The organism is Pseudomonas sp. Z4-20, assembly GCF_051131955.1.
In the GTDB taxonomy this organism is placed as follows: Bacteria; Pseudomonadota; Gammaproteobacteria; order Pseudomonadales; family Pseudomonadaceae; genus Aquipseudomonas; species Aquipseudomonas marvdashtae.
Genome location: NZ_CP071641.1, coordinates 4,355,367 through 4,376,813, shown reverse-complemented (window position 1 = coordinate 4,376,813; position 21,447 = coordinate 4,355,367). Strand labels below are relative to the sequence as shown.

The following is a 21,447-nucleotide window of genomic DNA, read 5'->3' as shown; positions in this document are numbered from 1 at the left end:
GGGAGACTGGCGGATCACGCCAGCGCGGCCCAATACATTTAAAACAAAGCCCACGGCACGCCGTGGGCTTTATTGGCAGTCAGTCAGGCCAGGCCTTACTGAGGCGAAGCTTCGGTTTTAGGTTTGCCGAAATGCCACTCGTAAACCACGAACTTGAAGTCCTTCAGGTCGCCCTTCGCGTCGAAGCTCAAGTCACCGGTTGGGGTCTTGAAGGTGCCGGCGTGGATGGCTTCGGCCACTTTTTCCGGGTCTTCGCTCTTGGTGGAAGTGATGGCCTGGGCGATCACTTGCACGGCCGAGTAGGACGGGAATACGAACGGACCGCTCGGGTCTTCTTTCTTGGCCTTGAACGCGTCAGCCAGGGCGACGTTGGCCGGGTCCTGGTCGAAGGATTTCGGCAGGGTCACCAGCAGGCCTTCGGAAGCTTCCTTGGCGATCTGCGAGATCGAGTCGTTGCCCACGCCTTCCGGCCCCATGAACTTGGCTTTCAGGCCTTTTTCCTGGGCTTGACGCAGGATCAGGCCCAGCTCCGGGTGGTAGCCGCCGTAGTAGACGAAGTCGACATTGGCTTGCTTGAGCTTGGCGATCATCGAAGAGAAGTCCTTGTCGCCGGCGTTCACGCCTTCGAACACGGCAACCTTGGTGCCTTTCTTCTCGAGGGTGGCTTTTACGGCGCTGGCGATGCCTTCGCCGTACTGCTGCTTGTCGTGCAGGACCGCAACGACTTTCGGCTTGACGTGGTCGGCGATGTAGTTGCCGGCCGCTGGGCCTTGGGCGCTGTCCAGGCCGATGGTGCGGAAGATCATCTTGTAGCCGCGAGCGGTGATGTCCGGGCTGGTGGCGGCCGGGGTGATCATGATCACCCCTTCGTCTTCGTAGATGTCCGAAGCCGGTTGGGTGGAGCTGGAGCACAGGTGGCCGATCACGAACTTGACGCCGTCGTTGACCACTTTGTTAGCAACCGCGACCGCTTGTTTCGGATCGCAGGCGTCATCGTATTCAACGGCGACCAGTTGCTTGCCGTTGACGCCGCCCTTGGCGTTGATCTGCTCGATGGCCATTTTCGAGCCACTGAACTGCATGTCGCCGTATTGGGCTACAGGACCGGTCTTAGGGCCGGCGATGCCGATCTTGATGGTGTCGGCGGCGAACGAATGGCTGGCAACCCCGGCCAGAACCATAGCGGCAAACAGTTTGGAAATCTGCTTAGTAGCCTTAGTCATAGTGCTCCACTCATGCTGTTGTAGTTTTTATAGTCCTGGCGCCGTAGCAGCAGAACCGGGTCAGATATCTTGGATATCCTCGCGGAAAATGCCCCCGGCAACTGTACCGGTACAGTGTAGAGCGCCGATTGTTGGCAAGGGAAGCTGGCGCTTGGGGGCAAAACCTGAGGGTGTCGCTTTATTGAAAGAAAAAGACAGATTGGCGGCGGGGTTGGTCCGGTCAAATCGGCAATCCTTGGCTTTGCTGCGCTTTTCAATCGGTACTGCAATTGCAACCGGGTTTTTCTGCCAGACCACCGACGTTATCATTCGCGCCGATTTCTTTTCCGGACAGCTCCCCATGAATCAAGAACCTAGCACCCTCTATGCCAAATTGCTCGGTGAAACGGCATCCATCACTTGGAAGGAGCTGGAGCCGTTCTTTGCCAAGGGTGCCCTATTGTGGGTCGACCCGGCATTGGATCTGATCGCAGCCGCCGAGGCCGTTGCCCAGGACGAAGGTACCAAAGTCGCTGCCTGGCTGGCCGCCGACCAGCTCGCCAAGCTGTCTGAGACGCGGGCGCTGGATTTTGTCGAACGCGATCCGCAGCTTTGGGCCGTGGTGGTTTCGCCGTGGATTTTGATCCAGGAAAGGGCATCGAATTGATCGACGCACCAAGTTGGTTCGTGTTGTTGCGCTTGGGAAAGTGTGTACGTGAGTAGCGTGATGGCAGCCTGCCGTGGCGAAACGCCACAGGGGAGGGTGACGTATACGTAACGGGAACAGTTTATTGAGCAGCCTTTGAGCTGCTCAATTGTTTCTGAATGCCTCAGTAACTCTTGCCAGTGTGGTTATTAAGAGAAATAACCTTGGTCTTGCCGATCCGGTGACGGTAGATCTCGCGCAGGTACTTGATCGCCTTCTTCACGCAGTCGCGGGACAGGCGGATGTCGTTGATCGAGACAAACTTGTCCTTGTCGCTGATCAGCTCGCGGTACTTCTTCTCGTACATCGGCTTGATCGCGTACCAGTTGGTGTCGAGGATCTTCGCCGGGTTCTCGAATTCATTGAGCAACTCATCGATGCGTCCTTCATCGAACTCTTCATTGATGATGAAATCCAGGATCGAGTTGTCCAGGGTGTCGTCGAAGCGGTACGGGTTGCGGGCGAAGCAGCGCTTGATGAAGGCCACGATCAGCGTCAGGAAGTCGTCCGACAGGCACGGGCTCTTGGCGATCAAGGTGGTCAGCGACAGGTTGGCCGAGGCGCCGATCACCAAGGCGTAACGCTTGAGCGTGGTGTTGGGGAACAGGCTGTTGAGGTGGGTCTTGAGCCGGTTCAGGTCCATGTAGGACAGCTTGTAGTCTTTAGGCAGCGAGACGATCGACACCACCGACGAGCAGTTCTTGAAGAAGTGCAGGTCGTGCAGGGCGGCGGCGTCGTAGCCGGAATTCTTGTATTGCTCCAGCGAGGCCCGGTAGCGCTTGGATTCGATGGGCAACAGGCTGATGCCTTCGATGGCCTGGGTGACTTTGTTGAAGTGCGGCAGGTCGATGGAGCGGAAGAACAGGTCGTCGATGTTCAGGCGCGGCGGCTCTTTCTCGAATACCTTGAACTTGTCGCCGCTCGGCGCCGGGGTTTCCGGGACCACGGATTCGGCGTAGGCAATCGCCACGGGGCCGGCCAGGCTCATGAAGAGGTCGTTTGCGTCGAGGCGGATGGTCTCGCCGATGTCGATGCCGGCGCGCCGGAAATAGTTCTGGTCGTAGTCGGTGGTCACGGCCTGAGCCGTCAGAATGTTGAAGATCTGCTGGGAGATGTACTGGTTGGCGTGCTTCTCCATCGCATTGACGTCAATGTTCTGGATGTTGCCGTCATCGCTTTCCTCGGCGTAGCGCATGATGTCGTTGGAGATCAGCATCATCGCGTTCCATGGACGGATACGGCCCATGACGCTGGCTTCGCTGCTGTCTTCATTGGCGAAGTTGTAGGAGAAATCCCATTCTTCCGAGAGGTATTTGCACAGCAGGCGTCCGGCGTTGATGTGCAGCGCCTCGGACATTTCACTGCGGTGATCGGAAATGTTCGGCAGTACGCAGATGCCGCTGGTGAAGATTGGCTCGAAGACGAAGGAGTGGCCGCTCTTGCTGTCGTGCTCGTCCATCGGCTTGGTGTCGAACGTCTTGTTCATGTACGAGTACTGCTGGGCCAGGCCGAACTCCGAGGCCATACCTGAACCGGTACCGCCGCCGGCGCTGAAGATCGAGAAATACAGGCGCGACTGGTTGGCCTTGATGCCGCAGCTGTCGATCAGGTACGAGTGGATCATTTTCCAGTCGGGGCTGGAGAAACGCTGGGTGTCCTTGTTCAGGATGATCTTGGCCAGGTACTGGCCGAGGATCGGCGCGTTACCGGCACCGCCGGCATGGACTTCCGACAGGTCCATGATTTTCATCTTGCTGTAGTCGCGCAGGAAACCGCTTTTCTCGCCCTTGCGCGAAAAGCGGATGCGTCCGGCGATGTCCTTGTCCAGGTCGCCGAGCATGACCAGCGGTTCTACCAAAAACACCGGTTTGCTGGCCTTGCTGGTGCCCAGGCGCAGGTTGCGCATCCATTGTGCGGGGCGATAGCCTTTGTCGCCGTACTTCTTGTCTTCGGCGTTGAATTCGTTGAGGTAGAACTTGCGCGCGTTGTAGACCAGTTCCGCGACGTCCAAAGCGATGTTGGAGCCGCAGCGCCCCAGCCCGATCAGGCACACCGACGGGAATTCCTGCTGGCCACGCTCGCTCTCGTCGTCCACCAGGTGGGGCGGACGGGGGAACACGGCATCGCGCAGGCCATCGAGGTTATCGAGGATGCGGTCGGTGTTGGTCTCGGTGAAATACAGGTATTGCTGGGTCGCCAGGGATCGCGAGCTGCTCGAAAGCGTAGTGGCTTCGGGGCCGTTGGCGGCCGGGCTCAGGGTCAGATCGGAAACCGCAGTGGCTGTTTTTTTGGAGGTCATTGTGCGCCGTATGCCTGACTGGTCGGTCCAACGACCTCTGTCATCGAACCATCGCGGATGGGAACTCGCGTCCTGACGGTCGCGAATGTCGGCCCAAGCGTTCAGGGCTGCAGCCTGAGTAGCGCTCGGGGGAATCTTTTCCTGATCATCCTGGATCGGCCATCGCGCGGCGTTCTTTAACGGTTAACAGGCAAAATGATGGCTATTGTTACGGGAAGTTGGCTGAGGCCATGAATAACGCTGCGCGCCATGGTCGGGTATCAGCCCTGCGAATGATTGGAGACAGCGCGCGCGCCGCTGTCTAGATTGCAGACTCCGGGCTCGGATGCCTCGCCCAACAATAAAAAGAGACGGACCCATGCAGAACTCGACCCAAGCGGCGAATGCCTGGCGCATTCTGTTCCTGCTGTTCCTGGCCAACCTGTTCAATTTCTTCGACCGTACCATCCCGGCGATCATCATCGAGCCGATCCGCATGGAATGGAGCCTCAGCGACTTCCAGATCGGCATCATCGGTACCGCCTTCACCATCGTCTACGCCATTGCCGGCTTGCCGTTGGGGCGGATGGCCGATACCGGTTCGCGCAGCAAGCTGATGGGCTGGGGCCTCGCGGCCTGGAGCGGGCTGACGGCGGTCAACGGCCTGGTGGGCAGTTTCTGGGCGTTCCTGGTGGTGCGCATGGGCGTGGGCATCGGTGAAGCCAGTTATGCACCGGCGGCCAACTCGTTGATTGGCGATCTGTTCCCGGCCCACCGCCGAGCTCGGGCGATGGGCATCTTCATGCTCGGCCTGCCGCTGGGCCTGCTGTTGGCGTTCTTCACCATCGGCGCGATGGTCAAGGCGTTCGATAGCTGGCGTGCGCCGTTCTTCATCGCGGCGGTGCCGGGGTTGATCCTGGCGGTGTTCATGTTCTTCATCAAGGAACCCAAGCGCGGCGCGGCGGAAACCGTGCAGGTGTCCCAGGAAAAGGTCGATCGGCCGGTTCGCCGGGTGTTGGCGGTGCCTACATTCCTGTGGCTGGTGATGGCGGGGCTGTGTTTCAACTTTGCCACTTATGCCTGCAACTCATTCCTGGTGCCGATGCTGCAGCGTTATTTCTTGATGCCGCTGCACGAGGCCGCCGTGGCGACCGGGATCATGGTCGGCGTGACCGGGTTGTTCGGGTTGACCCTCGGGGGCTGGGTGGCCGACAAGATTCACCAGCGCGTGCCCAACGGCCGCTTGCTGTTCGCGGCGTTCAGCCTGGCTATTTCGACGATCACCACTGCGTGGGCGTTGCATGCCGGGCGCATCGAGATCGGTGTGTTCGTGGCGGTGTTCAGCGTGGGTTGGCTGTTTGCCTACAACTTCTACACCTGCGTCTATACCGCGATCCAGGACGTCGTCGAGCCGCGCCTGCGCGCCACCGCGATGGCCTTGTATTTTGCCGGGCTGTATCTGCTCGGCGGCGGCCTGGGACCGGTGGTGGTTGGCGGCTTGTCGGACTACTTCGCCCACACCGCCATGGCGGCCGCGGGCGTCGACCAGATGACCGAAGCGTTCAAGGCCATCGGCTTGCATGACGCGATGTACCTGATCCCGGTAGCGCTGCTGTTGACCATGGTGTTCTTGTTCCTGGCGTCACGCTGCTTCGTGCGCGATGCCAAGCGGATGAAGGACGGGATGAGCGCGGATGTGATGCAGGAGGGTGTCGCGGCGACGGCCTGAGATCGTTGGGTAAAAGCGCTTTCGTGGCGAGGGAGCTTGCTCCCGCTGGACTGCGCAGCAGGCCCAAGGTGTTGATTAAGCCGAGGATTATTGGGGCCGCTTCGCGACCCAGCGGGAGCAAGCTCCCTCGCCACGGGGAAGTGCTATCGACACTATCGGGCTTTTTCCTCTCGCCCGCGCAGCACGCGATCAGGCATCGCCACCGCCGCCGCCAAGCCCAGCAACGACACCGCCGCGCTGATCATCAACAAGTGCCGGAACGTTGCCTGCAATTGCTCATGCAAGGCGCCCAAGGTCTGGCCCGGCGCGGCGTTGAGGCCGTCGAGCAGGACGTTGCCGGAGTGCCCTTCGCCTATCAGCGCCGAACCGGCGAGCTGGGCCAGGCCCGACCCCTGCAGCAGGGCCAGCAGCAAGGCCGACATCAGTGCCACGCCGACCGCGCCGCCGAGGGAGCGGAACAGGTTGGTGGTGCTGGTGGCCACGCCGATGTCCCGTTGTTCCACTGAATTTTGCGAGCCCACCAGCGACGTGGGAAATTGCATGCCGGAGGCGATGCCGCTGAGCAGCATGAACAGGCCGCTGAGCCAGAATGCATCGGGCGGGGTGAAGGCCATGCCGAGGATGGCGAACGGGAAGAGCAGGGCGCCACTGAGGATCATCGGTTTGTAGCGACCGGTGATCGAGGTGCGGCGTCCGGCGAAATAGGCGCCCATCGGCAAGCCCATCGCCAGCGGCAGCAGATGTAACGCGGCGCTGTCGGCACCGGCGCCGGTCACGCTCTGGAAGCGCAACGGCACCAGCACCGTCAACGAGATCGCCTGGAAACTGGTGAAGAATACCGTGCACCAGCACAACACCGCGCTGCGGTTGACGAACAGGTGCATGGGCAACAACGGCTCCCGGGCACGGCGTTCGTGCCAGACGAAACTCCCCAGCACGATCACCGCGCAAGCCAGCAGCCCGAGCACCTCGCGGCTGTGCCAGGCATGGCCCTGGCCGATCTGGGTAATGCCCAGCAGCAGCGCGGTCAGGCCGATGATCAGCAAAACGGTGCCCAGGTAGTCGATGATCGGTGTGCGTTGCGGCACGGGCAGCCCGACCAGGCTGCGATGAGCCACCCACCACGCGCCCAGGCCCAGCGGCAGGTTGATCCAGAACACCCAGCGCCACGACAGGTACTCGGTCATGTAGCCGCCCAACACCGGCCCGGCGACGCTGGCCACCGCATACATGCTGCTGAAGTAACCCTGGTAACGGCCCCGCTCCCGGGGTGGGATGATGTCGCCGATGATCGCCTGGCTCACGGAGATCATCCCGCCAGCGCCGATACCCTGGACGATCCGCGCCAGCACCAGTTGCTCCATGTCCTGTGCCAAGCCGCAGAACAGCGAGGCGAGCGTGAACAGGCCCATGCCGAACAGCATCAGCGGTCGCCGACCGTACAGGTCGCCCAGCTTGCCGTAGATCGGCACCGCAACGGTCATGGCGACCATGTAGCCGGAGATCACCCAGGCCAGCAGGCTGACATCCTTGAATTGCGCGGAAATGGCCGGCATCGAGACCGCGACGATGGTCTGGTCCAGCGCCCCGAGGAAAATCGCCATCATCAGCGCCACCAGTACGCTGCGGATCGCGGGTTGCGGGGCTTGGGGCGTGTCGAGCTGAGTCAAGGTAAGACCTGCGGGCACCGTGCCGGGGAGGCGAATGAACGGGAGCCCGCAGTTTAGATCGATAGTTGGCTATTCGATAGCCTCGTAAGGAAGGCCCACATAATTTTCCGCGATGGTTTTTCGGCCGGCCTCGGAGTCGACGAAATATTCCAGCTCCGCTTCGCTGATGCGCTGGTTGAACGCATCGTCCTCGAAGCGGTGCAGCATCGAGGTCATCCACCAGGAGAACCGCTCGGCTTTCCACACGCGCCGCAGGCAGATCGCCGAGTAGCGTTGCAACAGATCGACGCGGCCGTCGCGGTAGACCTTCAGCAGGATGTTGTACAACGTGCTGACATCGCTGGCGGCCAGGTTCAAGCCTTTTGCGCCCGTGGGCGGAACGATGTGAGCGGCGTCGCCCACGAGGAACATCCGCCCGTACTGCATCGGTTCGACGACGAAACTGCGCAGCGGCGCGATGCTTTTCTCGATGGACGGACCGGTCACCAGCGTTTCGGCCAGGTCGGCGGGCAGGCGATTTTTCAGCTCGGCCCAGAAACGCTCGTCCGGCCAGTCAGCCACCTGCTCCTCGGCGGGGACTTGCAGGTAGTAACGCGTGCGGGTCCGCGAGCGCATGCTGCACAGGGCGAAGCCGCGCTCGTGGCGGGCGTACACCAGTTCTTCGTGGACCGGCGGGGTGTCGGCGAGAATGCCGAGCCAGCCGAACGGGTAGACACGCTCGAAAACCTTGAGTTTTTCCGTCGGGATCGACTGCCGCGCGACACCGTGGAAACCGTCACAGCCGGCCACGTAGTCGCAGTCCAGGCGCCAGGTTTCCCCGGCGTGTTCGAAGGTCACGAACGGGCGTTCGGTCTGCAAGTCGTGGGGCTGGGCGTTATCGACTTGATACAGCGTTTGGGCGCCGGATGCCTGGCGGGCGGTCATCAGATCGCGGGTGACTTCGGTCTGGCCGTAGACCATGACGTTCTGGCCGCCGGTCAGGCCCTTGAGATCGATGTGCACGCGCCGGCCGCTGAGCACCAGTTCGAAACCGTCATGGGGCAGGCCCTCGGCGTCCATGCGCTGGCCAACGCCGGCCTGGCGCAGCAGATCGACCATGCCTTGCTCGAGCACGCCGGCGCGGATGCGACCGAGGACGTAGTCGGGCGTCTGGCGTTCAAGGATCAGGGTCTCGATGCCGGCGTTGTGCAGTAGCTGGCCGAGCAGCAGTCCAGAGGGGCCGGCGCCGATAATGGCGACTTGGGTCTTGAGTATTTTCATTGTTGTTATGACTCGCAAGGAGCACGCGACCAGGGTCGGTGTTTATTATTAGTAATCCTGGCCTGCATTTTTCGCTTGCGAACCTGTCAATTGAAGGGGAAAACTGCGCTGATACCTGTACTTTCTGCCAATCGGTGCGATTATCGCCCGTAACCCGAGGCCGAACCTCGCTATGAAGAAAACTGAGCTGCCTTCTATTCCGGTGTTCAAGCTTTATGGCGAGAGCCAGGATTGGCCGACGCCGGACCTGCTGCACTGTGAAACCATTTCCTCGCGCAGCAGCGAGCACCAATGGGAAATCAAGCCCCATCGGCATGCCGACCTGTGCCAGTTGCTGTTTGTCTTCAAAGGCCAGGCAGAGCTGGAAATCGAAGGCCAGCGCACCCGGCTCGAAGAGCCGGCCGTGCAGATCCTGCCGCCGCTGTCGGTGCATGGCTTTCGTTTTTCCGAGGATGTGCAAGGCTATGTGGTGACCCTGGCGGCGCCGTTGGTGACGCACCTGCAGGCGCAGCTCGGCCATTCGGTGAATGTCCTGGCCCAGGCCGAAGCCTACCCGGCCGGTGAAAATGCCGATTATCTCAACAGCCTGTTCAGCGCCTTGCAGGCAGAGTACGTCGGCCACCAACCGGCCCGGGAAATGCTGATGCATGCGCTGGTCAGCGTGATCATGGTCTGGGTCAGTCGGCAAGTGATGCACCGGCGCACCTCCAGCCAGCGTCCGCAACGGGCCCGGGAATACCTCAACGGGTTCATTCAGTTGGTGGAAGAAACTTATCGCCAGCACGTCAAGGTAGAAGACCTGGCCCATCGCCTGGGCATCTCGGTGTCACACCTCAACGGGACCTGTCGCGAACTGGCGGGGCAGCCGGCGTTGCAGATCATGCATGAGCGTCAGTTGCTCGAAGCCAAGCGGCTGCTGACTTATACCGGCATGACCATCTACGAGATTTCCGAGGCGCTCGGCTTCTCCGATCCAACCAACTTCACCCGGCTGTTCCGCCGGCGCGTCGGCATCTCGCCCAAGGCCTTCCGCGACCGGCTCAAGACCGATCCGCAGGACGACTGAAACCGCGTCAGCGCAGCGCGTTCAAGGTGGCGTTGTGCGGTATGCAGCGCTCGAAGTTGCAACTGGCGTAATCACGGGGCAATTGCCTGGCCTGCTCGACCCGATAAGCCGCGGTGCCATACAGCGCAAGCGTGGCGGTGCAAGTGACAAAAATGGCGAGGCGTCTTCTTGTTTTGATGTTCATGGCGATGACCTCTGAACGAATACCCGGGGGTACTGTTTTCAGCATAGGTCAGCCGTGGCGGGTTGCCAGTGAGGAAGGTGTTGTGTGTAGCCCGATATTCAGGTTACTGATAGCCGCTATGTACAGGGACTCATTGTGGCGAGGGAGCTTGCGCCCTCGCCAGAGGTGCTTTTGATGCACGAAATGGCATGTCAGGCATTACTCCAAATGTTCTGGCTTCATCGGATCCCCCGGCTTGACCTCCAGTTGCTGGCGTACGTCTTCGAACATTTCGTCGTAGTACTTGTGCATCGAGCCGATGCTGGCGGTCTTGGGCATGCCGTATTGCTGGGCGATCCGCGTGGCGTGGCGGGCGAAGTCGAAGGCCTGGTCCTTGGCCAGGAAAAACGTCTTGTCCACGCTCTTGTCTTCCACCGTGCCGTGCAGCCGGAACGACATGCCCTTGCCCTCCTTGTCGTCCTGATCGACCTTGTAGTCGATGCACAGGTTATAGCTGTAGTCATCCTTGTTCAGCGCATGGCGTTCCATGTGCAGGTGACCGGGTTCGAACGTGGCCATGGATCTCTCCTTCGAAGGCGTGGAGAACGGCAGACACCGCGCCTGCCGCATAAGTTTTGCGGTTACCGATAAACAATGCCTGGCGTTGCCGTGCTGACGTGCGTTTGCTCGCGATAGCGCTCGTGCTGTTACCACTGCGGGCGATGAGCGCCCAATTCGGCCGCCGGCAAGGTCCATTGCAGCGGCGTCCCGGTGATCTTCAATGGCACCCGCAAGCGATGGGCGGGTCCCCATGGCGTCTGTTCGACCAATAATCCCTGATCATCGTTGGCCTCGGCTCGCAAGGGACTCGCGTCGCCTGCGCCGCGCTCGATCAACAGCTTCGCCGTGCGTGCCAGGGACAAGCGTGCGCAACCGCCACGGCCATCGACCAAGCGGCGGAAGAACAACACGATCGCACTGGCCGCCATCAGGTAGCCCGTGCCATGGTCCAGTGCCTGGACGGGGAGCGGCGTCGGTTTGTCGGCCTGTTTCCACACCATGCCGGCCTCGGCGATGCCGCTGCTCATCTGCACCAGGCTGTCGAAGCCACGGCGATGCTGCCATGGCCCGCTCCAGCCGTAGGCGTTGAGGCTGACATCGATCAGCCCAGGCGCCACTTGCCGGCGTTGCTCGACGCCGTAGCCCAGACGCTCCAGCGCGTCGGCGCGATAGCCGTGCAGCAGGACATCGGCGTCTTTGAGCAGCGCCTCGAACACCGCGCGGTCAGCGGATTGATGCAAGTCGAGGCGGGCACACCGTTTGCCGAGGGTGACTTCCGGCACCACGCCGGGTTCGTTCCAGTTCGGCGGGTCGATGCGCAGTACATCGGCGCCCAGGCCGGCGAGGAAGCGACTGGCAATCGGGCCGGCCAGTACGCGGGTCAGGTCCAGTACCTTGAGGCCGGCCAATGGCTGGGCGACGGAGCCAAGCCAGGGCCTGAGCGGACCTTGCCCATCGTCGTACCGGTGGACGAGGGGCTCGGCGTTCACGGCCATGCCCTGTGGATGAGCCTGCCATGCTTGCCAGGATCGCATCTGCGCGGCGCAACCACCGGCGTCGACCACGGCCTGTTCCAGATCCGTCTTGTGCCAACGGACAACTTTGCGTGCCATGTCGGCGCGGTCGGTGCAGGTGCCAAGGACTTTTTCCGCGGCAAGGCGATGGTGCGGTGCATTGGTGTGCAGGCGAATCCAGCCGTCGACGGTGGCATAGTCGCCAGCCACGGGATCCCACATGGGCGGTACGCTCCAGCCGATCGGGCGCAGGGAGGTCGAGAACCAGAACGAGGCCAGGCGTCGGTCGACTTCGAGCGTCGGCAAGCGGCCAGTCTGCTGGCGGATGAGTTCTGCGATCGCTTGACCGGCCGTGGCGATGCTGGCGCTGGCCAGTTCCGTGACGGCGAAGGCCGAAGGCAAGGCGCCTTCGCCCGTGAAGGGGATCGGGGTCATCGGCAAACCGAGGGCGGCCTGCATGGACGTGAGTAGATCTGACATCGAAAGCCCTCCACTACGAGAGGGCGATCATAGTTCAAAACTGCGTTTGAGGTCGCTCGTAGCCGCGTGCGAGCAAGCGCCGACCGTCAGGCCAATTCTGTCGCATACGCTTGTTCCAACAGCACCGTAAACCGCTTGAAGGCATCCAGCGCGCCTTTGTCCGCTTCGGCTTCCTGCTGTTCGGTGAAGGGCAGGTTGTCGAGGGTGCGCGTGAAGCTTTTCCAGCCTTCGGCGCGTCCACCCACCGGTTCCGCCAGGTGACGGGCGCCAAAGGTTTCATTCATTCCCAAGGCCACGGCACGCTTGGTCAGGAACGCCGCGCCGAGCTTGGAGCCTTCGGAGACGAACAGCCAACCGAGGGCTTCGGCCTGGGTCGGATTTTTCACCGCACCGTCGACCGGGGCGGGTACTTCGGTGTGCAGGTCCGCCAGGTCGGCCTTGGCCGCTTCGGCGCGGCAGCGAGCAGGCAAGTCGAAGATCAGCGCGGTCAGTTGCGCGTCGTTGTACAGCGCCACCAATTCCGACTGGAACAGGTACTGGGCGACGACGAAGCGGGCGAAGCTGGCCCGGGTCTCGAAGGGCGCGTGGGCCTTGACCAACGCGTCGAGCTTGCTGTGGGACTCGTGGGTGATCTGGTTGAGGCGTTGGGAGCGTGAGGCGGGGCGTTGGATGGTCATGTAAATTCCTTCGAGTGAATACAGTGTGGCGAGGGAGCTTGCTCCCGCTGGACTGCGTAGCAGGCCCCGAGGACTTGCGGCCGCTGCGCAGCCGAGCGGGAGCAAGCTCCCTCGCCACGGGGTCATCTTTTGTCAGGCGACCGATCAGATATCCCAGATCAGGTTGACCGCGAAGTTGCGCCCGGGCGCGGTCAGGCGATCGAGGTTGGCCGGGCTCAGCACCGCTGCTTCGCCGACGCTGTCGTAGCCGCGCACGTCATCCCACAACCAGTACTTTTTGTCGGTGAGGTTGTAGAGGCCGCCGCTGACCGTGACGTCGTCGGTAACCTTGTAGTAGCCGCTCAGGTCGAGGATGCCGAAGCCGGGCGTCTTGAACTGGCGGGTAACGCCGTCGGGCGAATTGAAATTGCTGTCGTCGACACGGTTTTTCTTCTTCACCAGGGTCCAGCTGAGCAAGGTGCCGAACTGCTCCTGGTCGTAACCCAGGCCGAACACGCCGGTGAGCGGGTTGATGCTGTTGAGCGGTTCGCCGCTGTCGTTGTTGCGGCCATAGAGATAGCTCACCGACCCTTGGGTGTAGAGCCCGCTTGGTGCCCCAAGCACCTCCAGGTCCAGGCGCCCTTTGGCCTCGATGCCCTTGATGGTGGCGTGCTTGATGTTGTTGCTCTGGAAAGTCAACTGATCAGCGCCGGGGGTGATGGCGTCTTCGTTGATGAAGTCGCGGTACTTGTTGTAGAACACCGCCACGTCGAACGAGCCCGAATCGAAACGACCGCGTAGGCCGGTCTCATAGCCTTGGCTTTTTTCCGGTTCCAGGTCGGGGTTGGGCTTCACGCTGTAGCCCACGCCTGCGTTATCGAAACGACCGTACAAGGCCTTGGCGGTCGGGGTGCGGAACCCCTCGGCATACTGGCCGTACCAGGTGTATTGGTCGGTGAGGGCATAGGTCAGGCCGAATTTGGGCGAGACGCGGTGCCAGGTCTTGTTGTCGTCACTGACCGTGCCGCCAGCGGTAGGGTCCACGGTGCTGAGGAACTCATCGGTCAGGTGGGGCTTGAGCCGGGTGTAGTCGTAGCGCAGCGCTGGCGTGAAGGTCCATTTGTCCCAGTTGATCTGGTCCTGGGCGAACAGGCTGTAGGTGTTGATGGTCGGGTCCGGGAAGTCACTGGCTTTTGCCAATACGTCTCGCGTGCTGATGGCGCCGACGGCGGGACAACCCACGCCGACCGCCAGGCACACGCCGTTACCGCTGCGCGAACCGGTGACCTTTTGTTGCTTGAGGGTAGTGCCGTAGGTCAGCGTGTGATCGGTGTCGGCAATTCTGAAAGCCTTGTCCAACTGAGCGTCGAAAACCCACTGCTTTTCTTCATAGAGTGTCTCCCGGGTGCGCAATACCTGGCGGGTGATCGGGAAATAGAATTCGGCGGTGCTCTGGTCGGTCTTGGCGACCTGGTGGTTCAGGCTCCACTTGATGCTGTCGGCGAACAGGCTATCCAAGGCGAAACTGTGTTCCAGGCCGAAACGCTCGCGGGTGATGGTGTCGTTGCCGGTGCGCCATTGGTACATGCCGCCGGGCAGGATCGACCCGGGAATGGCCGGTTGGCCATTGGCGTAGGGGCCGCCGTAGGCGCTTTTCAGGTCGGTATCGCGATCGTCCTTGTACTTTTCATAAACCAGGGACAGGCGCGCATCATCGCTGTAGTTCCAACCGAGTTTGGCCAGCACGTTATGGGCGCGCACGTCTTCCGGGTTGGCCGCGGTGCGGTCCAGGCCCGTGCCGTTGTTGCTGCCGTAGGATTCGGTTTCGTGACCGTCGCGCTGGCTGTAGTGGAGCAGGCCATCAAACGGTCCGCTGCGACCGGCGACGGTGCCGGATTTAAGCCAGCTTTCATCGACGGAGCTGTAGCCGGTCTTGAGTCGAGCGCCGACGTCCTTGCCGGGCTTGATGATGTCGTCCGGATCGAGCGTGAAATAACTGACGACGCCGCCGATGGCATTGCTGCCATACAGCACCGAGGCCGGCCCGCGCAGGATCTCCACGCGCTTGATGATTTCCGGGTCGACGTAGTTGCGCTGGGTCTTGGCGTAGGGACCGTTGAAAAATCCGCCGGGGACTTCCACGCCATCGATCTGGGTCAGGATCCGATTGCCGTCGATGCCACGGATGTTGTAGCCACTGATGCCGCCACGCTGGCCCGCGCCGCCCACTGACATGCCAGGCTCATAGCGCACCAGGTCCTTGATGGTGTTGACGTTGTTGCGGTCCAGCTCCTGGCGACCGTGAATCGAAACGGTGCTCGGCACGCTGGTGATGTCCTGTTCCTGGCGGGTGGCGCTGATGGTCACCTGCTGCAGATCCAACACGTTGGCGGCGCTGCGCTTTTCCAGGACGACGCTGTTATCGCCCAGTTTGCGGTAGTTCAGGTGCGTCCCTGCCAGCAGCCGTTCCAGGGCTTTCTCCGGTGGCAGCGAGCCATTGACGCCCGGCGACGCGACCCCCTCGGCCAATTCGGCGGGCAGCCCAACCTGCCAGCCCGTGACGGCGGTAAAGGCATTCAGGGCCGAGACCAGCGGCTGCCGGGCAATCGAAAACGTGTAGTCGCCCATGTTGCGAGCCGGCGGTTGCTCGGCGGTGGCGGCCAAGACGGCCGGCGCGGTGCCGGCCATCAAGATGGCAGCGGTCAGCAGTGACAGCGTGTTAGGGGCAAGGAGTCGGCAAGTAAAGCGCGAGGACATCGATAGTGCTCCGTGTCGCATCTGTTATAGGTGCAGATCGGCATCGGGAGATGCGAATCAATTGCATTGGCTATAACGAGACGAACCAGCGAAGCCTATCGAGTAAAAATAATTCTCATTTAGTTCAAGATCACCAGCGCCGGAAATTCCCTCAGGCGCGCGGAGGTGATGTGGGCCAGGGAGCGCACCACGTCGAGGGGTTGATCGAGGCGGTAGTTTCCGGTGACCGCGACGTTGGCCAGCCGGTCGTTACGGGTGATGATCCAGCCGGGGTAGTAGCGCCGCAATTCGGCAAGGACCTGGCTCAGCGGCCGGTTTTCGAACACCAGCCGACCCTGGACCCAGGCCAGGTCGGTGCCGACGTCGAGCCGTGCCGGGCGGTCGAAGCCGTTGGGGCCGATGCGAATGCTCTCGCCGGCCGAGAGCCGGACATGGGTGTCATAACGGGTTGCCCTCAGGTCGATATCGCCGCGTTGCACCTGGACCTGCGCGACACCGTCCAGGTAACGCACCGCGAATGTGGTATCGCTGACGCTGGCGGTGACCGGGCCGGCGTCCAGCTCCAGCGGCAGGTTGCGGCTGGCCGGCACCTCGAAAAACGCCTCGCCCTTGTACAGCCGGGCGACGTGCCGGTGTTCGTCGAAGGAACTGGAAAAAGCCGAATCGGTGTTGAGCAGGACCTTGGAGCCGTCTTCCAATTGCAGGCGCTGACGTTCGCCGACCACGGTCAGGTGATCGGCCTGGAATTGCAGGGGCAGGTCGCTGAAGTTGAACAATCCCAATAACAGCACGGCAGCCGTGGCCAATGGTTTCCAATGGCTGCGCAGGCGCGACAGTGCGCTGACCTTGGGGCGGTCCAGCAGCTGCCGGGCGCTTTCGATGATTTGCGGGCCGTTCCAGATCGCCTGGGCCCGGGCGAACGCTTCGCCGTGGCGCGCGTCGGCCGCCAGCCAGGCCTGGAACTGTCGGCGCTGTTCCTCGCTGGGGTTATCGAGCAGGATCAGCCAGTCCAGCGCCTGGTCCATGGCATGGGCGGTGAGCCGTGCCTCGGCGGCTTCAGGGGGGCGGGGCGTATCCGTCACGGTGGATTCTCGATGTAAGCAGTGAGCGATAAGCTACAAGCTGCAAGCTGTAAGCTGCAAGTGGCCTGTACGCAGCTTGAAGCTTGAAGCTCATAGCTGCAGTTGCCCCACACAGATCGCCATGATCAATTTCAGTTCCTTTTGCACGGTACTCGAGGACACGCCCAATCGTTCGGCGATGTCCTGGTAACTGTGGCCGTGCAAGCGGCTGAGGATAAAAATCTGCTGCTGGCGCGAGCTCAGCGATTGCAAGCGTATATTCAGTCGCTCAAGCATTTGCTCGGCATGGGCGGCGTCTTCGGCGCTGCTTTGGGGCGCGACCACATTATTCACGACGTCCAACGGAACGTCGTCGAGCACGGTTCGCGACTGGATCCGCCGCGCGCGCAAATGGTCCAACGCCAGGTTGCGGGCGGTCTGGAAGACAAAGGGTTCAAGATGATCGATCGTGCGTTCGGCCAATGCGCGGGTGACGCGCAGGTAGGTTTCCTGCAGCAGGTCTTCGGCGGTACTCGGGTTGTTGACCATGCGCTCGAGGGTGCGCAGCAGCGGGGTGCGCTGGGCGAGAAAGACGTGGTGAAAGCGCGATTGACTCACGGTAGGGCCCGATCCGATTCGACTAGATGATAATGCTTATCATCTGCGCGAATGGTCAAGCCCTGATTTGCCACGGCAGAGCCGTTGTGGGAGCGAGCTCCCACGATTGGCTCGCGTTAACGTCGCGCTGAGTTACTCGGCGTTACACAACGCCAGGCAGTTATCCAGCATGCGGTTGGAGAAACCCCATTCGTTGTCATACCAGGCCAGTACCTTGAGCAGCTTGCCGCTGGCCTTGGTGTGGTTGGCGTCGAAGATCGACGACAGCGGGTTGTGGTTGAAATCGCTGGAGACCAGAGGCAGGGTGTTGTAGCCGAGGATCGTCGAATGCTGGCTGGCCTGGCGCAGCAGTTCGTTGACTTCTTCGGCCGACGCTTCGCGCTTGAGCTGCACGGTCAGGTCCACCAGGGACACGTTGATCACCGGTACACGCACGGCCATGCCGGTCAGTTTGCCGGCCAGTTCCGGCAGCACCAGGCCCACCGCTTCGGCGGCGCCGGTCTTGCTCGGGATCATGTTCTGGGTGGCCGAGCGGGCGCGGTACGGATCGCTGTGATAGACGTCGGTCAGGTTCTGGTCGTTTGTGTAGGCATGGATGGTGGTCATCAGGCCGCTTTCGATGCCCAGCTCGCGGTGCAGCACCTGGGCCACCGGTGCGAGGCAGTTGGTGGTGCACGAAGCGTTGGAAATGATCTGGTGGGACTGGCGCAGGATATCGTGGTTCACGCCATACACCACGGTGGCGTCGGCGCCCTTGGCCGGGGCCGAGATGATCACCTTGCGGGCGCCGGCGCTGATGTGCGCGGCCGCCTTGGCACGGTCGGTGAACAGCCCGGTGCACTCGAACACCACGTCGATTTTCTCGGCGGCCCAAGGCAGTTCGGCCGGGTTGCGGATGGCGCTGACCGAGATGCGGTCGCCGTTGACCGTCAGGCTCTCATGGTCGTGCTGTACGTCAGCATCGAAGGTGCCGTGGACGGTGTCGAACTTGAGCAGGTGAGCATTGATTGCACTGTCGCCCAGGTCGTTGATGGCGACGATCTGCAAGTCGCGACGGTAGCCTTGGGTATACAGTGCACGGAGGACGTTGCGGCCGATGCGGCCAAAACCATTGATTGCAATTCGAAGAGTCATTAACTGCGCCGCCGTCGATTTGTTGTTGGAATTACAAGATTATTCGCATAAAAATAGAAAACAAGCCTTTTTAATGGCAATATTTTGTTTTATCTACAACGAGTGACCTGAATCAACTGGTCCGATTGGTCAGAAACCGTTTGTCGCCCGGTCTTTCCTGCGGTGCGCAAGGGGCTTTGAACCAGCATAGACAATCAGGTCGCCATACCCGTTAGCCTGGAGTTCTACACATGCATCCCCGCGTACTTGAGGTCACCGAACGGCTTATCGCCCGCAGTCGCGCTACACGCGCGGCTTACCTTGAACTGATCCGCGGTGCAGCCAGCGACGGTCCGATGCGCGGCAAGTTGCAGTGCGCCAACTTCGCCCACGGCGTGGCCGGTTGCGGCACCGAAGACAAGCATCACCTGCGGATGATGAATGCCGCCAACATCGCCATTGTGTCGTCCTATAACGACATGCTCTCGGCGCACCAGCCCTACGAAACCTTCCCTGAACAAATCAAGAAAGCCCTGCGCGAGATCGGCTCGGTCGGCCAGTTCGCCGGCGGCACCCCTGCCATGTGCGACGGCGTGACCCAGGGCGAAGCAGGGATGGAACTGAGCCTGCCGAGCCGTGAAGTGATCGCGCTGTCCACGGCGGTGGCGTTGTCCCATAACATGTTCGATGGCGCGCTGATGCTCGGTATCTGCGACAAGATCGTCCCGGGCCTGATGATGGGCGCGCTGCGCTTCGGTCACTTGCCGACGATCTTCGTGCCGGGCGGGCCGATGGTCTCGGGCATTTCCAACAAGGAAAAAGCCGACGTGCGCCAGCGCTACGCCGAAGGCAAGGCCACCCGCGAAGAGCTGCTGGAGTCGGAGATGAAGTCCTACCACAGCCCGGGCACCTGCACGTTCTATGGCACCGCCAACACCAACCAGCTGCTGATGGAAGTCATGGGCCTGCACCTGCCGGGCGCTTCGTTCGTCAACCCGAACACGCCGCTGCGTGATGCGCTGACCCGCGAAGCGGCGTTCCAGGTGACACGCCTGACCAAGCAGAGCGGTCATTTCATGCCCATCGGCGAAATCGTCGACGAGCGTTCGCTGGTCAACTCCATCGTCGCGCTGCACGCCACCGGCGGCTCCACCAACCACACCTTGCACATGCCTGCCATCGCCATGGCGGCGGGTATCCAGCTGACCTGGCAGGACATGGCCGACCTCTCCGAGGTGGTGCCGACCCTGAGCCACGTCTACCCGAACGGCAAGGCCGACATCAACCACTTCCAGGCGGCGGGCGGCATGTCCTTCCTGATCCGCGAATTGCTGGAAGCCGGTCTGCTTCATGAGAACGTCAACACCGTGCTCGGTCACGGCCTGAGTCGATACACCCAGGAGCCGTTCCTCGAGGATGGCGAGCTGGTGTGGCGCGACGGTCCGGTCGAAAGCCTCGATGAAAACATCCTGCGCCCGGTGGCCCGTGCCTTCTCGCCGGAGGGCGGATTGCGGGTGATGGAAGGCAACCTGGGCCGTGGCGTGATGAAGGTCTCGGCCGTGGCCCTGGAAAACCAGGTTGTCGAAGCGCCGGCCATGGTCTTCCAGGATCAACAGGACTTGGCCGATGCGTTCAAGGCCGGTTTGCTGGAGAAGGATTTTGTCGCGGTGATGCGCTTCCAGGGCCCACGCTCCAACGGCATGCCGGAACTGCATAAAATGACGCCGTTCCTCGGCGTACTGCAGGATCGCGGCTTCAAAGTTGCGCTGGTGACGGACGGGCGCATGTCCGGCGCGTCGGGGAAAATCCCCGCGGCCATTCATGTCAGTCCCGAGGCATATGTCGGTGGTGCGTTGGCCCGGGTGCGGGAGGGCGATATCATTCGTGTCGATGGCGTCAAAGGCACCTTGGAATTGAAGGTGGACGCCGAGGAATTCGCCGCGCGCGAACCGGCCAAGGGCCTGTTGGGCAACAACATCGGCACCGGTCGCGAGCTGTTTGGCTTCATGCGCATGGCCTTCAGCTCGGCAGAGCAGGGCGCCAGCGCGTTCACTTCTGCCCTGGAGACGCTTAATTGAAACTGGCTTTGGTCGGTGACATCGGTGGGACCAACGCACGTTTCGCGTTGTGGAAGAACCACAGCCTGGAAAACATCCAGGTGCTGGCGACGGCGGATTACGCCTGCCCGGAAGATGCCATTAAGGTGTACCTGAGCGGCATGGGCATGGTACCGGGGTCGATTGGCTCGGTGTGCCTGTCGGTGGCCGGCCCGGTGAGCGGCGATGAGTTTCGCTTCACCAACAATCACTGGCGATTGAGCAACCTGGCCTTCTGCAAGACCTTGCAGGTGGACAAGCTGCTGCTGGTCAACGACTTCTCCGCGATGGCCCTGGGCATGACCTGTTTGCGTCCCGATGAATATCGGGTCGTTTGCCAGGGTACGCCCGAGCCGATGCGCCCGGCGGTGGTGATTGGCCCGGGCACCGGGCTGGGCGTCGGCACGCTGCTGGACCTGGGTGAGGGCCGTTTCGCGGCGTTGCCGGGAGAGGGCGGTCATGTCGACCTGCCGATGAGCAGTCCGCGCGAGACTCAACTCTGGCAACACATCTACAACGAGATCGGCCATGTCAGCGCCGAAACGGCCCTGAGCGGCAGCGGTCTGCCTCGCGTCTATCGGGCGATCTGCGCGGTGGACGGGCATGTGCCGGTGCTCGATACACCCGAGTCGATTACCGCCGCCGGCCTGGCCGGCGACCCCATCGCCCTGGAGGTACTCGAGCAATTCTGTCGTTGGCTGGGGCGCGTGGCCGGCAACAACGTGCTGACCGTAGGTGGGCGCGGCGGCGTGTACATCGTGGGTGGGGTGGTCCCGCGGTTCGCCGATTTCTTCCTTGAAAGCGGTTTCGCCGCCTGCTTCGCCGACAAAGGCTGCATGAGCGATTACTTCAAGGGCATTCCGGTCTGGCTGGTGACCGCGCCGTACTCTGGGCTGATGGGTGCGGGCGTGGCGTTGGAGCAATCGGCGTCGGCCTTCGTCTGAAATAGGCTACCTGTGGGAGCGGGCTCGCTCGCCTCGCAGGTTGTGGTGTTTGCAGGTTCCGTCCATCAGGCATA

Annotated in this window: 17 protein-coding genes; 5 read left to right on the top strand and 12 right to left on the bottom strand. The window is 61.8% G+C overall.

Features of this window, described 5'->3' with window-relative positions:
* Positions 1-95 precede the first annotated feature (95 nt).
* The gene (locus tag J3P82_RS20000; protein WP_434558354.1) at positions 96-1,223 is read right to left on the bottom strand and encodes a branched-chain amino acid ABC transporter substrate-binding protein; all 1,128 of its coding nucleotides are present in this window, start codon (positions 1,221-1,223) and stop codon (positions 96-98) included.
* Positions 1,224-1,563: 340 nt separating this feature from the next.
* Between J3P82_RS20000 and J3P82_RS19995 the strand changes: the two genes are divergently transcribed.
* Positions 1,564-1,869 carry a DUF2288 domain-containing protein gene (locus J3P82_RS19995; RefSeq protein WP_434563909.1) on the top strand — a complete coding sequence of 102 codons (306 nt, stop codon included), beginning with the start codon at positions 1,564-1,566 and terminating at the stop codon, positions 1,867-1,869.
* Positions 1,870-2,032: 163 nt separating this feature from the next.
* Here J3P82_RS19995 and J3P82_RS19990 read toward each other — a convergent pair whose 3' ends face one another.
* Positions 2,033-4,207, bottom strand: coding sequence for a hypothetical protein (locus J3P82_RS19990; RefSeq protein WP_434558353.1), 2,175 nt, complete (start codon positions 4,205-4,207; stop codon positions 2,033-2,035).
* 358 nt (positions 4,208-4,565) lie between these two features.
* Between J3P82_RS19990 and J3P82_RS19985 the strand changes: the two genes are divergently transcribed.
* Complete coding sequence (locus tag J3P82_RS19985) at positions 4,566-5,915, top strand: spinster family MFS transporter (protein WP_434558352.1); 1,350 nt, start codon at positions 4,566-4,568, stop codon at positions 5,913-5,915.
* Between the two features lie 152 nt (positions 5,916-6,067).
* Here J3P82_RS19985 and J3P82_RS19980 read toward each other — a convergent pair whose 3' ends face one another.
* Positions 6,068-7,522: an MDR family MFS transporter gene (locus J3P82_RS19980; protein WP_434563907.1), complete on the bottom strand. Its 1,455-nt coding sequence runs from the start codon at positions 7,520-7,522 to the stop codon at positions 6,068-6,070.
* 132 nt (positions 7,523-7,654) lie between these two features.
* The gene (pobA, locus tag J3P82_RS19975) at positions 7,655-8,845 is read right to left on the bottom strand and encodes a 4-hydroxybenzoate 3-monooxygenase (protein ID WP_434558351.1); all 1,191 of its coding nucleotides are present in this window, start codon (positions 8,843-8,845) and stop codon (positions 7,655-7,657) included.
* Between the two features lie 172 nt (positions 8,846-9,017).
* Here pobA and J3P82_RS19970 point away from each other — a divergent pair, with 172 nt between their 5' ends.
* Positions 9,018-9,911 (top strand): helix-turn-helix domain-containing protein, encoded by an 894-nt coding sequence (locus J3P82_RS19970; protein WP_434558350.1) that lies wholly within the window; start codon positions 9,018-9,020, stop codon positions 9,909-9,911.
* Positions 9,912-9,918: 7 nt separating this feature from the next.
* On the opposite strand, the gene J3P82_RS19965 is transcribed toward J3P82_RS19970, so the two are convergent.
* From J3P82_RS19965 to gap, 8 genes are all read right to left on the bottom strand, one after another.
* Positions 9,919-10,095: a hypothetical protein gene (locus tag J3P82_RS19965; RefSeq protein ID WP_186613605.1), complete on the bottom strand. Its 177-nt coding sequence runs from the start codon at positions 10,093-10,095 to the stop codon at positions 9,919-9,921.
* Between the two features lie 198 nt (positions 10,096-10,293).
* Entirely contained in the window at positions 10,294-10,653 is a 360-nt protein-coding gene (locus J3P82_RS19960) for a DUF5064 family protein (protein ID WP_434558349.1), read from the bottom strand.
* Between the two features lie 128 nt (positions 10,654-10,781).
* A complete protein-coding gene (locus J3P82_RS19955) occupies positions 10,782-12,128 on the bottom strand; it encodes a CoA transferase (protein ID WP_434558348.1) in 1,347 nt (448 codons plus the stop codon).
* 86 nt (positions 12,129-12,214) lie between these two features.
* Positions 12,215-12,805, bottom strand: coding sequence for a biliverdin-producing heme oxygenase (locus tag J3P82_RS19950; protein ID WP_434558347.1), 591 nt, complete (start codon positions 12,803-12,805; stop codon positions 12,215-12,217).
* A gap of 144 nt (positions 12,806-12,949) precedes the next feature.
* Positions 12,950-15,541 (bottom strand): TonB-dependent receptor, encoded by a 2,592-nt coding sequence (locus J3P82_RS19945; RefSeq protein ID WP_434558346.1) that lies wholly within the window; start codon positions 15,539-15,541, stop codon positions 12,950-12,952.
* Between the two features lie 119 nt (positions 15,542-15,660).
* Complete coding sequence (locus J3P82_RS19940) at positions 15,661-16,623, bottom strand: FecR family protein (RefSeq protein ID WP_434558345.1); 963 nt, start codon at positions 16,621-16,623, stop codon at positions 15,661-15,663.
* Positions 16,624-16,713: 90 nt separating this feature from the next.
* Complete coding sequence (locus J3P82_RS19935; RefSeq protein ID WP_434558344.1) at positions 16,714-17,220, bottom strand: RNA polymerase sigma factor; 507 nt, start codon at positions 17,218-17,220, stop codon at positions 16,714-16,716.
* A gap of 132 nt (positions 17,221-17,352) precedes the next feature.
* Positions 17,353-18,354 (bottom strand): type I glyceraldehyde-3-phosphate dehydrogenase, encoded by a 1,002-nt coding sequence (gene gap, locus J3P82_RS19930; RefSeq protein WP_434558343.1) that lies wholly within the window; start codon positions 18,352-18,354, stop codon positions 17,353-17,355.
* Positions 18,355-18,584: 230 nt separating this feature from the next.
* Here gap and edd point away from each other — a divergent pair, with 230 nt between their 5' ends.
* Both edd and J3P82_RS19920 read left to right on the top strand, forming a co-directional pair.
* Positions 18,585-20,411 carry a phosphogluconate dehydratase gene (gene edd, locus J3P82_RS19925; RefSeq protein ID WP_434558342.1) on the top strand — a complete coding sequence of 609 codons (1,827 nt, stop codon included), beginning with the start codon at positions 18,585-18,587 and terminating at the stop codon, positions 20,409-20,411.
* Positions 20,408-21,373 carry a glucokinase gene (locus tag J3P82_RS19920; protein ID WP_434558341.1) on the top strand — a complete coding sequence of 322 codons (966 nt, stop codon included), beginning with the start codon at positions 20,408-20,410 and terminating at the stop codon, positions 21,371-21,373. Before edd ends, J3P82_RS19920 begins: the two co-directional genes overlap by 4 nt.
* Positions 21,374-21,447 lie beyond the last annotated feature (74 nt).